The 13,318-nt window shown below is 68.8% G+C and carries 14 protein-coding genes and 1 pseudogene; 10 read left to right on the plus strand and 5 right to left on the minus strand.

The annotated features are described in order from the left end of the window. Nucleotides 1-100: 100 nt before the first annotated feature. Complete coding sequence (locus VF536_RS19255; protein WP_331616481.1) at nucleotides 101-1,006, minus strand: LysR family transcriptional regulator; 906 nt, start codon at nucleotides 1,004-1,006, stop codon at nucleotides 101-103. 120 nt (nucleotides 1,007-1,126) lie between these two features. On the opposite strand from VF536_RS19255, the gene VF536_RS19260 reads away from it, so the two are divergent. Both VF536_RS19260 and VF536_RS19265 read left to right on the plus strand, forming a co-directional pair. Next, nucleotides 1,127-2,266, plus strand: coding sequence for a porin (locus VF536_RS19260; protein ID WP_331616482.1), 1,140 nt, complete (start codon nucleotides 1,127-1,129; stop codon nucleotides 2,264-2,266). 61 nt (nucleotides 2,267-2,327) lie between these two features. Further along, nucleotides 2,328-2,774, plus strand: a complete 447-nt coding sequence (locus VF536_RS19265; RefSeq protein ID WP_331616483.1) for a DUF4085 family protein — start codon at nucleotides 2,328-2,330, stop codon at nucleotides 2,772-2,774. Here VF536_RS19265 and VF536_RS19270 read toward each other — a convergent pair. Next, a pseudogene (locus VF536_RS19270) lies at nucleotides 2,764-2,886 on the minus strand (RtcB family protein); the annotation flags it as partial. The gene VF536_RS19265 and the pseudogene VF536_RS19270 overlap by 11 nt on opposite strands. 152 nt (nucleotides 2,887-3,038) lie before the next feature. Here VF536_RS19270 and VF536_RS19275 point away from each other — a divergent pair. The 4 genes from VF536_RS19275 (at nucleotide 3,039) to VF536_RS19290 (ending at nucleotide 7,718) form a co-directional block, all read left to right on the plus strand. Beyond that, the gene (locus VF536_RS19275) at nucleotides 3,039-4,217 is read left to right on the plus strand and encodes an NAD(P)/FAD-dependent oxidoreductase (protein ID WP_414710411.1); all 1,179 of its coding nucleotides are present in this window, start codon (nucleotides 3,039-3,041) and stop codon (nucleotides 4,215-4,217) included. Between the two features lie 213 nt (nucleotides 4,218-4,430). Further along, the gene (locus tag VF536_RS19280; RefSeq protein ID WP_331616486.1) at nucleotides 4,431-5,075 is read left to right on the plus strand and encodes a hypothetical protein; all 645 of its coding nucleotides are present in this window, start codon (nucleotides 4,431-4,433) and stop codon (nucleotides 5,073-5,075) included. A gap of 269 nt (nucleotides 5,076-5,344) precedes the next feature. After that, complete coding sequence (locus VF536_RS19285; RefSeq protein ID WP_331616487.1) at nucleotides 5,345-5,773, plus strand: hypothetical protein; 429 nt, start codon at nucleotides 5,345-5,347, stop codon at nucleotides 5,771-5,773. A gap of 85 nt (nucleotides 5,774-5,858) precedes the next feature. Continuing rightward, nucleotides 5,859-7,718, plus strand: a complete 1,860-nt coding sequence (locus VF536_RS19290; RefSeq protein WP_331616488.1) for a DUF885 domain-containing protein — start codon at nucleotides 5,859-5,861, stop codon at nucleotides 7,716-7,718. 50 nt (nucleotides 7,719-7,768) lie between these two features. On the opposite strand, the gene VF536_RS19295 is transcribed toward VF536_RS19290, so the two are convergent. Continuing rightward, nucleotides 7,769-8,692, minus strand: coding sequence for a LysR family transcriptional regulator (locus VF536_RS19295; protein ID WP_331616490.1), 924 nt, complete (start codon nucleotides 8,690-8,692; stop codon nucleotides 7,769-7,771). A 139-nt stretch (nucleotides 8,693-8,831) separates the two neighbouring features. Between VF536_RS19295 and VF536_RS19300 the strand changes: the two genes are divergently transcribed. The 4 genes from VF536_RS19300 (at nucleotide 8,832) to VF536_RS19315 (ending at nucleotide 11,427) form a co-directional block, all read left to right on the plus strand. Beyond that, the gene (locus tag VF536_RS19300) at nucleotides 8,832-9,248 is read left to right on the plus strand and encodes an SRPBCC family protein (protein WP_331616491.1); all 417 of its coding nucleotides are present in this window, start codon (nucleotides 8,832-8,834) and stop codon (nucleotides 9,246-9,248) included. A 121-nt stretch (nucleotides 9,249-9,369) separates the two neighbouring features. Continuing rightward, complete coding sequence (locus tag VF536_RS19305) at nucleotides 9,370-9,870, plus strand: DUF6265 family protein (protein ID WP_331616493.1); 501 nt, start codon at nucleotides 9,370-9,372, stop codon at nucleotides 9,868-9,870. A 49-nt stretch (nucleotides 9,871-9,919) separates the two neighbouring features. Next, the gene (locus VF536_RS19310; protein WP_331616495.1) at nucleotides 9,920-10,315 is read left to right on the plus strand and encodes a GFA family protein; all 396 of its coding nucleotides are present in this window, start codon (nucleotides 9,920-9,922) and stop codon (nucleotides 10,313-10,315) included. A 101-nt stretch (nucleotides 10,316-10,416) separates the two neighbouring features. Further along, a complete protein-coding gene (locus VF536_RS19315; protein WP_331616496.1) occupies nucleotides 10,417-11,427 on the plus strand; it encodes a peptidoglycan-binding protein in 1,011 nt (336 codons plus the stop codon). A 2-nt stretch (nucleotides 11,428-11,429) separates the two neighbouring features. Here the strand turns inward: VF536_RS19315 and VF536_RS19320 are convergent, their stop codons facing one another. Both VF536_RS19320 and VF536_RS19325 read right to left on the minus strand, forming a co-directional pair. Next, nucleotides 11,430-12,320: a PhzF family phenazine biosynthesis isomerase gene (locus VF536_RS19320; RefSeq protein ID WP_331616498.1), complete on the minus strand. Its 891-nt coding sequence runs from the start codon at nucleotides 12,318-12,320 to the stop codon at nucleotides 11,430-11,432. Nucleotides 12,321-12,328: 8 nt separating this feature from the next. Then, complete coding sequence (locus VF536_RS19325) at nucleotides 12,329-13,294, minus strand: tripartite tricarboxylate transporter substrate binding protein (RefSeq protein ID WP_331616499.1); 966 nt, start codon at nucleotides 13,292-13,294, stop codon at nucleotides 12,329-12,331. Between the last annotated feature and the right edge of the window lie 24 nt (nucleotides 13,295-13,318).

Raw genomic sequence — 13,318 nt, forward strand, 5'->3', positions numbered from 1 at the left:
TCAGTTCCGGCATGGCGGAAGTGCTGCAACCTTCTTGCCCCCTCTCCCGCTTGCGGGAGAGGGTGAGGTGAGGGCCAGCGGCGGCGGCAGTGCTGAAGCGTCAAGCGCGACCGTGCGTGATGACGTAGGCCGCGCGATGCAGATGCGCCATGAAGTGCCTGACCGCCGGCTTCACCGCCGCGTCGTTGCGCGCCATCGCGCCCAGCGTCAGGCGCAGCGGTGCCTCCTTCACGGGCACCACCTGCAGGTACTGGCTCGCGAACGGATGCGCCGCGATCTGCCGCGGCAGCAGGCCCACGCAGTTGCCGCTGGCGATCACGGACAGCAGGCCCAGCGTCGAGTTCACGACCGCGCCAGCGGGCGGCGCCGGCAACCCGTTCGTCTCGAAGAGCGTGCGCGCCAGGCCGGTCGCCTCGGTCGCGCCGGTGTAGACCCAGCGCGCCTCCGCCAGGTCCGCCAGATGCTTCGACCGCGCCAAGGCATTGCCCTTGCGCACCACGACCACCATGTCGATCGGCATCAGTGATTCGACCGTGCATTCGCCGCGCGGCAGGTGCTCGGGCAAGGGGCCGAGCGCGATGTCGACCTCGCCCTTGCGCACGCGGGTGAGCTGCGCGATGTAGAGCTCCTCGACGATGCGCAGCTGGATGTCGGGGAACTCCGCGCCGAAGGTGCGCAGCGCCTCGGGCACCAGCAGCATCACCGCCAGCGGCACCGCGCCTATCGTCAGCGAGCCCGTCATGCGGCCACTCAGCTGCTGGATCTGCTCGCGGGCGTGCGACAGCTCGCGATCCGCGGCCAGGGCGCGCTCGTACAGGACCATGCCCTGCGCGGTGGCCAGCACGCCGGTGGTCGAGCGCAGCAGCAGCGTCGTGGCGAGCTCGCGTTCCAGCTCCCGGACCATCTTCGTCAGCGCGGGCTGCGACACGCCCACGCGACGCGCCGCCGACCGCAGGCTGCCTTCCTCCACCGCGGCGACCAGCGCCCGCAAGTTCGTGAGCTTCATGCGGGCGGATGATAACGAGCGGTTATCGCCCCCCTCGTTGCGCCATCTATCGGTGGCGCGGGCCGCTGCCTAGAGTCGCGCCGTTTTCTGGACAACACCGACAAACGAGGAGACATTGCGATGACAAGAAATGGGATTCCTGCGGCCGCGCTGGTCGCTGCCGGCGCGCTCTGCGGCCTTATGCACGCGCCGGTCCAGGCGCAGTCGGCGAGCTCGACCAACGTGCAGATCTACGGCCTGCTCGATGTGCCGGTCGAGTACCTGAACAACGTCGGCGCGGCCGGCGCGAGCCTGACGCGGATGCCGGGCCTGAGCGGCGGTTATGCGCCCTCACGGCTGGGGTTCCGGGGCACCGAGGACCTGGGCGACGGACTCAAGGCGGTGTTCACGCTGGAGATGGGCATAGGCGCCGACAGCGGCACGCTCAACCAAGGCGGCCGCGCGTGGGGCCGCCAGGCCTACGTCGGGCTGCAGGGCGGCTGGGGCACGATCAGCCTCGGGCGACAGTACTCGATGCTGTTCTGGTCGCAGACCGACGCGGACATCCTCGGCCCGGCGATGTTCGGCTCTGGCTCGCTGGACAGCTACCTGCCGAATGCGCGCGTGGACAACGCGATCGCCTATCGTGGCCAGTTCAACGGCTTCACCGTCGGCGCGACCTGGAGCCCCGGCCGCGACGCGGTCAACGCGGGACCGAGTCCGTCCGGCACCAACTGCGCGGGCGAGAACGCGGCCGACAAGAACGCCTGCCGGGAATGGTCGGCGATGGTCAAGTACGACACGCCGGTGTGGGGTCTGGCGGCGGCGGTCGACGAGATCCGCGGCGGCGCCGGCGCTTTCGCGGGTCTGACCAGCAGCGCGATGAAGGATCGCCGCAGCACGGTGGCGGGCTGGTTCAAGACCGGCGACTGGAAGCTGGCGGCGGGGTTGATCGCGCGCCGCAACGACGCCAGCCTCGCCACGCCCAAGAGCAATCTCTGGTACGCCGGTGCCACGTGGTCGCTGACCCCGAGCTGGGGGCTCGACGCGCAGGTGTTCAAGCTCGACTACAAGAACAGCGCCAACGAGGCGACCTTGTGGGCGGTGCGCGGCACCTACTTCCTGTCCAAGCGCACGTCGGTCTATGCGACGGCGGGCCGCATCGACAACGACGGCACGCTCGCGCTGGGCGTCAGCAACGCGGCCGCGGCGGCGGGCAGCACGCCGGTGGCCGGCGGCTCGCAGACGGGGCTGGGCATGGGGATCCGGCACGCGTTCTGAGGTCCGCAGCAGCAACGCCGACGTAGGATGTCCCGTCCTACTCCCGGCAGCCCATCAACAGATGAAGTTCTTCACCCCAGCGTGGCGGGACGCCGCCGGCGATCCCGACTTCGCCGTGTTCCGTCAGTACGACAGCTATCTCGCGTCCGTCCGACATCGGCTTCCTGACGACCTGCTGCGCCTGTGGGACGACTACACGCTGCACGACGCCCGCATTGTGGCAGTCGACACGGACGTCCAAGGACAACAGCTCTCGCTCACGCTGAACGGTTGGGACCAACCGTTGCGGCATCCAATGCGCTATGCAATGACGTTCATCGGCGTGACCGCGGGCGGTACCCTGCCTGAAGGCATCTCGATCGAAGCACTCGAAGACCTCGGCTACTTCGAGATGGAGGCGCTGGAGGCGGGCATCGAGTTCCGCATGCTCTTCGTGTCGGGCATCGAGTGGCGCATCCGTTGCCGGGATGCCACCGTCGACATGGCGCCGCGGACGCTCAGGCCTTGAACGTCATCCAAGGCCTGAGCTTCGCGACGCCCTCGACGAGCGCCGCGCTCGTCTGCGCATCGATGACGGGCCCGATCGGCTTGTAGGCCTCAGGCGCTTCCTCGATGCGACGCGACGACGCCGGCAAGACCTGCCCCGAGCGCATGCGTTAAAGTCCCGCGCCCATCGCCCGCAGCGTTCCGCTCGACGCGGAGCGGGTGCAAGTGGGTGCAAGCGGGTTTCAGGAAGCGGGCCTCCAAGGGTCGAAGGGAAGCAGTTGTGAATGTGCAGGACACCGATGTCGTGATCATTGGCGCGGGCGCCGCGGGGCTGATGTGCGCCGCGCTCGCGGGCCAGCGCGGCCGCCGCGTGCTGCTCGTCGACCACGCCAACAAGGCCGGCAAGAAGATCCTCATGTCCGGCGGCGGCAACTGCAACTTCACCAACCTGTACACCGAGCCGGCCAACTTCCTCTCGGAGAACAAGCACTTCTGCAAGTCGGCGCTGGCGCGCTACACGCAGTGGGACTTCATCGCGCTGGTCAACAAGCATCAGATCCCGCACCACGAGAAGAAGCTCGGCCAACTGTTCTGCGACAACAAGTCCATCGACATCCTGCGCATGCTGCTCGCCGAGTGCGCCGAGGTCGGCGTGACGCCGATGCTGGACACCACCGTCGAGACGATCGAGAAGACGGAGACGGGCTACGCGCTCGCGACCACCGCGGGACCGATGCGCTGCCAGTCGCTGGTGATCGCCACCGGCGGGCTGTCGATCCCGACGATGGGCGCGACGGGCTTCGGCTATCAGGTCGCGAAGCAGTTCGGCCACACGCTGCTGCCCACGCGCGCGGGGCTGGTGCCGTTCACGATCACGGACCAGCTCAAGGACTTGTGCAACGAGCTCAGCGGGACCTCGGTCGACTGCCTGGTCAGCTGCAACGGGAAGAGCTTCCGCGAGAACATCCTGTTCACGCACCGCGGCCTGAGCGGCCCGGCGATCCTGCAGATCTCGTCGTACTGGCTGCCAGGCCAGGCGGTGGAGATCAACCTGCTGCCCGACCTCGACGTGCCGGGCTGGCTCGCGCAGCAGCGCAACGACCGACCCAATGCGGAGCTCAAGACGCTATTGGCGGAGCTGTTCACGAAGAAGATGGCGACGCTGATCGGCGAGCAATGGTTCGAGTCCAAGCCGATCAAGCAGTACACGCACGCGGAACTCGAGCAGATCGCCGAACGCCTGTCCACGTGGCAGGTCGTGCCTGCGGGCACCGAGGGCTACCGCACGGCGGAGGTCACGCTGGGCGGCGTCGACACCAAGGAGGTGTCGTCCAAGACGATGGAGTCGTTGAAGGCGCCGGGGTTGTACTTCATCGGCGAGGTGCTCGACGTCACCGGCCATCTGGGCGGTTTCAACTTCCAGTGGGCGTGGGCGTCGGCGAACGCGGCGGCGCAGTTCGTTTGAACGGCTGATTGACCTCCATAAGCACGACTCCTCTCGGTCTCGCGCCCACATTCTTCAGTCACCTGCGGCGATCGATTCACACATTGAAGGTCGCGAACTCACGACGAACGCAGCACGTTCTGCTTGACCTGCGCATCCTTTGATCACGCGCAAGATCGCAGGAGTCCTTCATCGGAAACATGACCGGCCCATCATCCCCAGGGCCGCCAAGTCATGTGCAGTTCAACGCTGGAGGGCGAGCCGCGCCCTGTTCAAGAAGACTCTCCCTTCATCGATGTGCCGATCGCTAATCACCTTGACGTTGTTCGAGCTCACCATCGGTTCAAGAACGTCATACGCGGAGGAGACACATGGGATCTCTCGCATCTGGACCCTCTCGCGTTCCGCATCGATCCAGGGCTTGGCTTTGAAGTGACCGTCGTCGTCGCATTCTCGAGTCACTGTTTCACACGATCGATCTCGCGCGATGGACGACGCCGCCGCGAGATTCCCACCACGGAACTGTTCGACGACGGCCGCGAAATACGCGTGCTTTGCGAACGTCGGTATGAGCTCTCGAAGCGACATCTGCCGGAAATCATTCGAGAGCTACGCAAGCGAACAATTCAGATCGCTCGCGACTACCCTCAGAACTTCGTGACCACGAAACCCGTCGAAGGGTCCGATGAGCGAGGCCAGCAGTACATCGTCTTCTTTGAAGTGACGCGTGACAACAAGCGGAAGGGCCGCCTGCTCCTGCAAGTGCAATCCGCGTATGCGGTTGACTTCTCTGCGTATGAACGGTTCCGTGTGCGACGCCGAATTTCGTTTCTCAATCTCCTGAGGGCCACCACCCTTCGGCGAAAGATTTCAGGCTAATCGACCGGCACAAAGACAGACGGCCCCCGAAGGGGCCGCCGCGATGCGGGGTTCTCTGTCGCATTGCTGCGAATAACCAGTTCAACTGGAACCCGATGACTCGGGTGGCGCTGCCCATCACACCTCGCCCAGGCAGATCTTGAGCTTCGCAGTCTAACGAGCTCGATGCGCCCCCGCAAGATTCCCGCGTGACAACCGTCAAGGTTCCGCGTGTCGCCTTGTCACACAGCCTCGCGAAGATCTCCCGCTTTCACGCATCGAGGCTCGCCATGCGAACGATCGCTCTGCTGCTCGCCATCTGCGCGTCCTGCGCCACCTCCGCGAACGCTCAAACGCCCGCCGCCGCAACACCCGGCACCTCGCTCAAGGCGACCGCCTGCGTCGAGACCGACCGCATGATGGACTGGCGCGAGATCACCTGCGCCCTCCCCGCCGGGACGACGCCCAAGCGCTTCAGCTTCCGCGCGATGTTCACCGGCGGGCATGACGACACCTCGGCCAGCATCGCACCGGAACTCGACGGCCAGCCGTTCGCCTGCGGCGAGGGCAGCAAGCTCAGCCTGTTCGGCGAGGACGGCAATGTCAGCGTGTTCTGTCAGTTCGACCGGTCCGCGCTCCCCGCCGCCGGCGCCAAGCTGAAGGTGCTGATCAAGTGGAACCACGCCGAGTTCGCCGACTACGAGTTCAGCGCCGAGTGACCCGCGCCCGCTCGTCCGGGAGTGACGAATAGCCGGGTACGCTGCCTCCCGTTCCAATCGACGCCTCGTCGACCAGGGAGAGCACATGACGAAGACGACCCGAGCCGCCCGCGCGCTGCCCATCCAGCGCCGGACCTTGCTCGCTGCCGGCGTGGCCGGTTGGATGACCGCCTCGCCGGTCTTCGACGCTGTCGCGGCGACGGCGAAGACCACGTACGGCGCCGCCGACTTCGACGCGTGGGCCGAGCGCACCGCCGCCGCGCGCATGAAGAGCCTCCCCGAGCATGCGACCCGCATGCAGTACTTCGAAGGCCCCACGCAGGACCGGCTGGACGGCCGATGGGACGACCTCTCGCGGGCATCGGCGCTCGCCGACCTGGCCCGCGACCGCCGGGCGCTGGCGGAGCTCGACCGGTTCCCGCGCGAGTCGCTGACCCCGACGCAGCGCACCTCCGCCGCGCTCATGGCCTGGGCCCTGCAGCAGGACGTGGCCGAGGCGGCGTTCTTCGATCACCACTACGTCTTCGAGCACATGGAAGGCGTGCACGTCGGGCCGATCACCTTCCTCGTGCAGGAGCACCCGATGCGCGGCGCGCGCGACGTGCGCAGCTTCCTGAGGCGGATGGAAGGCCTGGCCGCGCTGATGGACCAGGGCATCGCCCGCGCCCGCGCGGCGCAGGTCAGGGGCGTGCTGATGCCGCGGTTCATCACCGCCACGACGATCGGCCAGATCGAGCAGTTCGTGGCCGTGCCGCCGGCCGCGAATCCGCTGGTGATCTCGCTGACCGAACGCATGGCCGCGCTGCCCGACCTGGACGACGCCGCCCGCCGTCGCGTCCGCGCGCGGGCCGAGACGATCGTCGCGAAGTCGATCGCGCCGGCATGGAAACGCGGTCTGGCGCTGATGCGCGAGCAACTGCCGCTGACCACCGATGATGCCGGCGTCTGGCGCCTGCCCGATGGCGACCGGTTCTACGCCGCGCGCCTGCGCGCCAACACGACGACCGAACTCACGCCGGCCGAGATCCACGCCATCGGACTGAAGCAGGTCGCCCGCATCGAGGGCGAGATGGACGGCCTGCTGCGGCAGCTCGGGTATGCCGACGGCACGATCGAGCAGCGCTTCCGCAAGATGGACGCCGACCGCCAGCCCACGGGCGCCGCGCCTCAGGGCGAGCTGCTGGACCGCTACACCGCCTACCTGCGCGACGCCGAGACGCGCGCCCGCCTGATCTTCGACGTGATGCCGAAGGCGCCCGTCGAAGTCCGCCGCGAGCCCGCTCTGACCGAGCCCACCGCCTCCGCGCACTACACCACCCCGGCGCCCGACGGCTCGCAGCCGGGCGTGTTCTGGGCGCCGCTCGCGGGGCCGACCTATGAGATCGCGGACATGCGCACGCTGGTCCACCACGAGGCGATCCCGGGTCACCACTTCCAGCTGGCGATCCAGATGGAGGCGAAGGAGCTGCCCTACTTCCGCCGTCGCGCCGCGTTCATGGCGGGCTCGGCTTATGTGGAGGGCTGGGCGCTCTACTCGGAGCAACTGGCCGTGGAGAACGGCTGGTATGACGGCGATCCGGTGGGGCACCTCGGCCAGCTGTACGGCGCGCTGTTCCGCGCGCGCCGCCTGGTGGTCGACACGGGCCTGCATGCGATGAAGTGGACGCGCCAGCAGGCCATCGACTACGGCATCACGCCGCAGGAGGTCGACCGCTACGTCACCTGGCCGGGCCAGGCCTGCGCGTACATGCTTGGGCGGCTGCGCATCGAGGCGCTGCGCGAGAAGGCGCGCCAGCAGCTGGGCGACCGCTTCGAGATCAAGCAGTTCCACAACACCGTGCTGCTGACCGGCGATGTGCCGTTGACGGTGCTCGAGCAGGTGGTGGACGCCTGGGTCGACAGCCGCCGCAGCGCCGGCTCGGGGTCGGCCAACGCCGCGCCCTGAACACGCCCAGGACGCATCCGCCTCAGCGGGCGCGTCTCAGCGGTCGCGTGTCACAAGCGCCCTGTCGCCATCGGCGCATGGCGCGCCATCAGTTCCTCGATCCAGTCCATGAACACGCGCAGCTTCGCGCTGACGTGCCGATTGGGCGGGTACGCGAGGTACATCGGCATCGGATCCATGTCCCAGTCCGTAAAAAGCGGCACGAGCTCGCCGCGCGCCGCATGCGGGTCGGCCATGTAGCGAGGCAGCCAGAGCACACCCATGCCGGCGAGTCCTGCCGCCAGATAGGCGTTGCCGTCGTCGGCCGCCACGACATAGCGGCCTCGCGCCTCCACGGTCTCGTCGCCGCGCCGCATCTCGATGGACATCACGGTGCCCTTGCTGGCGCGCAGGAAACCGACGATGCGGTGATGGGGATCCTCGATCTCGCCCGGATGAGCCGGCGTGCCGGCAACCTTCAGATAACCGGGCGACGCAAAGACGCCGAGCTGCAGATCCCCGACGCGCCGCGCGATCAACGACGGCACGGTGACCTCGCCGCCGCGCAGCACCGCATCGACGTTGTCGCCGATCACGTCGACGATGCGGTCGCTCACGCCCATGTCGAGCTGGATCTCCGGATGCCGCGCATGGAAGTCGGGCAGCGCCGGCATCAGCACCATGCGCGCGAAGGGGCTCGGCACGTCGACGCGCAGCCGCCCGCGCGGCGTGCTCGTCGCATCCGACAGCGCCGTATCGGCGTCGTCGAGCTCCGCGAGCACGCGCACGACGCGCTCGTAGTACGCGGCGCCGTCCGGCGTCACGCGCACCTGCCGCGTGGTGCGATGCAGCAGCTTGACGCGCAGCCTCGTCTCCAGCTGCTGCACCAGCTGCGTCACCGTGGTCTTGCTCATGTGCAGCGTCTGGGCCGCCTTGGTGAAGCTGCCCGCCTCCACCACGCGGGCGAAGGCCTGCAGCGCGTCGAATCGATCCATGTCGCCGGATTGTCTGGAGAAACCAATCAGTCATTGTGCGACCTGCCGGCAGGAGGGGTGGCACTTGCCTTGCTCCCTGCCAAGGGCAACCATGGGCCGTCGTCCAGTGCGCCGGCCTGCCCTCGAAAGGAGATACCCCATGACCGTCCATCCCGCCCGTGTGATCTCCGAGACGATCGATGTCGACGCCGACACGGTCTACGACTTTGCCTGCGCCCCGGACCGCTTGCCGCTCTGGGCCTCCGGGCTTGCGACCGGCATCCGGCAGGAGGCCGACGGCTGGTTCGCCGAATCGCCGATGGGCCGCATCCGTGTGGAGATGGCGCCGCGCAACGCGTTCCGCGTGCTCGACCACGACGTGACGCTGCCGGACGGCCAGCGCTTCCACAACGCGATGCGCATCACGCCGTCCGGCAACGGCTGCGTCGCGGCCTTCGTGCTGCTGCGCATGCCCGGCGTGACCGATGAAGCCTTCGAGAACGACGCGGCGCATGTGGCGCGCGATCTGGGGACGCTCAAGGCGTTGGTGGAGAGGGGTGGCGGCCACCCGGGCTGACCGCCTTTCACACCGTATGCACCGCACATCAGACGCAGCGCCGTTGACCCCCTTGAGCGCGGATGGCGGTCGCCATCCGGCAGCAGTAGATTCCGTGCATCGAGTGCCCGGAGACTTCGCCATGCGTTCACCCATCGCCGCCACCGCCTTGCTGCTGACCTTGCTTTCGTCGCTCGCATCGCCGCCGGCGCATGCCGAGGAGGCCCAGTTGGAGCGCTTGAGCTGGCTCGCCGGCTGCTGGGCCGCGGAGAAGGGTGAGCCCGGCTCGGTCGAGCACTGGCTGCCGCTGGCCGGCGGCACGATGCTCGGCATCGGCCGCACGGTGAAGAACGGGCGCACCGTCGAGCATGAGTTCCTGCAGATCCGCCTCAACGCCGAAGGCCAGGTCGTGTACATCGCGCTGCCGTCCCGGCAGAAGGAGGCAACCTTCGTCGCGACCTCGATCGGCGAGCGCGCGGTCACGTTCGAGAACCCGGCGCACGACTTCCCGCAACGCATCCTCTACAAGGCCGTCGGCGAGACGGGACTCGCGGCCCGCATCGAAGGTCAGAGCAACGGCACGACGCGGGGCATCGACTTCCCGATGAAGCGCGTCGCCTGCGAGCCAGCGAAGGCGCCGTGAAGCGCCGTGAAGCGCCGTGAAGCGCCGTAAGGCGCAAGGAGACGATCCCATGGACCGATTCACCGGCGGCTGCCTCTGCGGCGATGTCCGCCTCGTCGCGACGGGCCGTCCCTACCGGGTCGGGCTCTGCCATTGCCTCGACTGCCGCAAGCACCACGGCGCGCTCTTCCACGCGTCTGCGATCTACTCGCTGGACGCGGTCACCCTCTGGGGCGACACCCACGAGTTCCGCGGCCGGCACTTCTGCCCCCGCTGCGGATCGTCCGTCTTCTCCCGCAGCGGTGACGAGATCGAGGTCCACCTGGGCGCGCTGGACGCGCCCGACCAGCTGATGCCCACCTACGAACTCTGGACCGTGCGCCGTGAGGCCTGGCTGCCGCCGTTCCCGATCGCCCGGCACTACGAGCGCGATCGCGATCCGGAAAGCCGCTCCGAGGACCCGTGAACAGGGCTCAGCCGGCCCACCGGCCTCCTCCGGATTGAGGATGCGACCCGCCGACGATCGCCCTACAAGCCATCCATCGGGCAATCTCCACGGAGTCCGCGATGGCACACACCGAACGCATCACCGACGGTCCCTCGCCTGGAGCCGGCGAGCCCAGGAGCGCCTTCGTGCTGACGGCCACCCAGGCCCAGACCGCCAAGGCCCTCGTCAACATCTTCGAGACCAGCGCCGTGCTGGGCCGCTACGACCAGGTCACGCTGATCCCCGGCGACACCGGTCACCTGACCTACGGCCGCTCGCAGACCACGCTCGGCTCGGGTCTGCTGCACGACCTGCTCGCCCAGTACGCGGCCAACCCCGGCGCTCGATTCTCCAGACGCCTGGCGCCCTTCCTGGCGCGCACCGCGGCGCTGGACCTGTCGCTCGACACGGACGCGACATTCGCCAACGTGCTGCGCGCCTGCGGCGACGACCTGGTGATGCGCGAAACGCAGGACGTGTTCTTCGACACACGCTACTGGACCCCGGCCGTCGACGCGGCCCGCAAGCTCGGCCTGACCCTGCCGCTGTCGTTCGCCGTCGTCTACGACAGCCGCGTGCACGGCTCGTGGGACCGGCTGCGCGACGAGACGACCGAGAAGGACGGCAGCCTCCAGAAGCAAGGCGAGCGCGGCTGGATCCAGGCCTACGTCAGGCGCCGCATGAACTGGCTGGCCACCAGCGCGCGCGAGGACCTGCGCGCCACCGTCTACCGCATGGACGCCTTCCAGCGCCTGATCGACCAGGATCGCTGGGGCCTGGCCTTGCCCCTGGTGGTGCGCGGGCTGGAGATCTCCCCCGCGACGCTGTCCGAGCCGCCGCCCGGCTGCTACGCCGGACCGGCGCCCGGCACACGGCCGGTGGCGGTCACCTCGCCGCTCACGCGCGGTCTGGACGTGCGCCTGCTGCAACTGGCACTCTCCGACGCTGGCGAGCCGGTGAAGGCCGATGGCGTGTTCGGCGACCAGTCCGCGAAATCACTGGCCCGGGTGCAGTCGTCGAAGGGGTTGCCCGCCAGCGGCGTCGCCGATCCGGCGCAGGTCGTGGCGCTGGTGCAGACGGTCTTCGGCTGAGGTCACGCGGGCGCGTCGGCCACCACTCGGCCGCCGAGGAAGCAGCCCAGCACGCCGCCGTCCGGCGCGCGATGGAATCGCACACGGATCTCGGAGCCGTGTCCCATCGCACGCCCCTGATGCATGAGGACTTCCTCGTCGTCCACCGGCACGAGGCCAAGTTCCTTGAGCCCGAACAGCAGGGCCGCCGCGGCAATGCCGGTGGCCGCGTCCTCCGGGTATCCCGACGACTTGGGGAACTGTCGCGCATGGAAGCGGCGCTGCGCCAGCGACTCGACGGCGAAGGGGTAGAGCCCCGTCGAACCGATCTCCTCGCACAACGCCTCCATGCGGGAGAAGTCCGGCCGCAGGCCGTCCAGCGCCGCCACCGAACGCAGCGCCACGAGCGTCTTCACGCGACTGGTGGCGGCGTTCAGCACCGGATGCGGCAGCAGATCGTCGGCGGAAACGCGCAGCACCTCGGCGATGCGCCGCAGCACGTCGGCATCGACCATCGGCTCGACACGGCCCACCGGCTGCGTGATCTCGATGCGCTCAGTGGGCAATCCCACCTCGCGGACGACGCCTTCCACCGGGCCGCTGAGCGTCTCGATCAGCGCGTGCGGCTCGCGCCAGAGTCCCGCTTCCCGCAGGCACCACAGCGCCCCGACGGTCGCGTGGCCGCACATCTCCATCTCATGGCGAGGAACAAAGAAGCGGAACCGGAAGTCGGCTGACGAGCCGGTCTCCGCCGGCAGCACGAAGCCGCTCTCGTGCCCGGCCTCGGCGGCGACGGCGCGCATCTGCTCGTCGCTCATGCCCGCAGCATCGAGCACGATGGGCGCCGGATTGCCGCCGCTGCCGTCCGCGGCGGCGAAGACACGCACCCGACGCGTCATCGACGGGGAAGTCATGCGCGCGCTCATTCCATCACCACGCCGGACGTCTTCACCACGTTCGCCCAGTACGGCACCTGCTGGTTCAAGGTCGCGGCGAACTGCGCCGGCGTGCCCTCGGCCGGCGCGACGCCGCTGCTCTGCAGCGTGGCGACGGTCGTCCGGTTGGCGAGCACCTTGCGCAGCGCGTCGGAGAGCTGCTTCACCACCGCCGGCGGCGTGCCCGCCGGCGCGACGAGCCCGTACCAGAGCTGCGACTCGAAGCCCGCGAGGCCGGCCTCCTTGAAGGTCGGCACCTCGGGCAGCAGCGCGCTGCGCTGCGTCTGCGCGAGCGCCTTGATCCGGCCGCCGCGGATCTGCTGCACCAGCGTCGCCGGGTTGTCGAAGAGCAGGTCGACCTGACCGCCCATGAGCTCGGTCTGCGCGGGCGAGGCGCCCTTGTAGGGGATGTGGACGAGGTCGGTCCGCGTCGCCTGTTTGAACTGCTCGCCGATCAGGTGCGACAGCGAGCCCTGCCCGACCGAGGCGAAGGTCAGCTTGCCCGGCGCGGCCTTGGCGTCGCGGATCAGTTCCGCGAGCGTCTTCGCCGGCAAGGTCGGCCGTGCCACCAGCACGTACGGCGAGAACCCGATCAGCCCGATCGGCGCGAAGCTGCGCAGCGGGTCGTAGCGCGCGCCCTTGACCACGGCGAGGGCCACCGCATGCGTGCTGGTCGTGGCCACGCCCAGCGTGTAGCCGTCCGGCGCCGCATGGGCGACCGCGGCGGAGCCGATCGTGCCGGCGGCACCGGCCTTGTTGTCGATCAGCACCGTCTGGTGCAGTTCCTGCGACAGCGCCGGCGCCAGGCTCCGGATCAGGGCGTCCGTGCCGCCGCCCGCCGGGAACGGCACCACGATGGTGATCGGACGGCTGGGGTAGGCGTCGGCGAGCGCCGGGGCGAGCGGCGCGCACAGGGCGGCCGCACCGAGCAGCAGGAGGAGGGAGCGCTTCATGACGAGTCCTTGGAGGAGGGCGAC

Source organism: Roseateles sp., from assembly GCF_036486225.1.
In the GTDB taxonomy this organism is placed as follows: Bacteria; Pseudomonadota; Gammaproteobacteria; order Burkholderiales; family Burkholderiaceae_C; genus Roseateles.

What these genes read in the sequence shown, in the direction of transcription:
- VF536_RS19300 (WP_331616491.1), top strand. Translation starts at nt 8,832, where the DNA reads ATGACCGTCCATCCCGCCCGTGTGATCTCCGAGACGATCGATGTCGAC.
- VF536_RS19315 (WP_331616496.1), top strand. Translation starts at nt 10,417, where the DNA reads ATGGCACACACCGAACGCATCACCGACGGTCCCTCGCCTGGAGCCGGC.
- VF536_RS19310 (WP_331616495.1), top strand. Translation starts at nt 9,920, where the DNA reads ATGGACCGATTCACCGGCGGCTGCCTCTGCGGCGATGTCCGCCTCGTC.
- VF536_RS19290 (WP_331616488.1), top strand. Translation starts at nt 5,859, where the DNA reads ATGACGAAGACGACCCGAGCCGCCCGCGCGCTGCCCATCCAGCGCCGG.
- VF536_RS19305 (WP_331616493.1), top strand. Translation starts at nt 9,370, where the DNA reads ATGCGTTCACCCATCGCCGCCACCGCCTTGCTGCTGACCTTGCTTTCG.
- VF536_RS19325 (WP_331616499.1), bottom strand. Translation starts at nt 13,294, where the DNA reads ATGAAGCGCTCCCTCCTCCTGCTGCTCGGTGCGGCCGCCCTGTGCGCG.
- VF536_RS19280 (WP_331616486.1), top strand. Translation starts at nt 4,431, where the DNA reads ATGTGCAGTTCAACGCTGGAGGGCGAGCCGCGCCCTGTTCAAGAAGAC.
- VF536_RS19295 (WP_331616490.1), bottom strand. Translation starts at nt 8,692, where the DNA reads ATGGATCGATTCGACGCGCTGCAGGCCTTCGCCCGCGTGGTGGAGGCG.
- VF536_RS19320 (WP_331616498.1), bottom strand. Translation starts at nt 12,320, where the DNA reads ATGACTTCCCCGTCGATGACGCGTCGGGTGCGTGTCTTCGCCGCCGCG.
- VF536_RS19285 (WP_331616487.1), top strand. Translation starts at nt 5,345, where the DNA reads ATGCGAACGATCGCTCTGCTGCTCGCCATCTGCGCGTCCTGCGCCACC.
- VF536_RS19260 (WP_331616482.1), top strand. Translation starts at nt 1,127, where the DNA reads ATGACAAGAAATGGGATTCCTGCGGCCGCGCTGGTCGCTGCCGGCGCG.
- VF536_RS19255 (WP_331616481.1), bottom strand. Translation starts at nt 1,006, where the DNA reads ATGAAGCTCACGAACTTGCGGGCGCTGGTCGCCGCGGTGGAGGAAGGC.
- VF536_RS19265 (WP_331616483.1), top strand. Translation starts at nt 2,328, where the DNA reads ATGAAGTTCTTCACCCCAGCGTGGCGGGACGCCGCCGGCGATCCCGAC.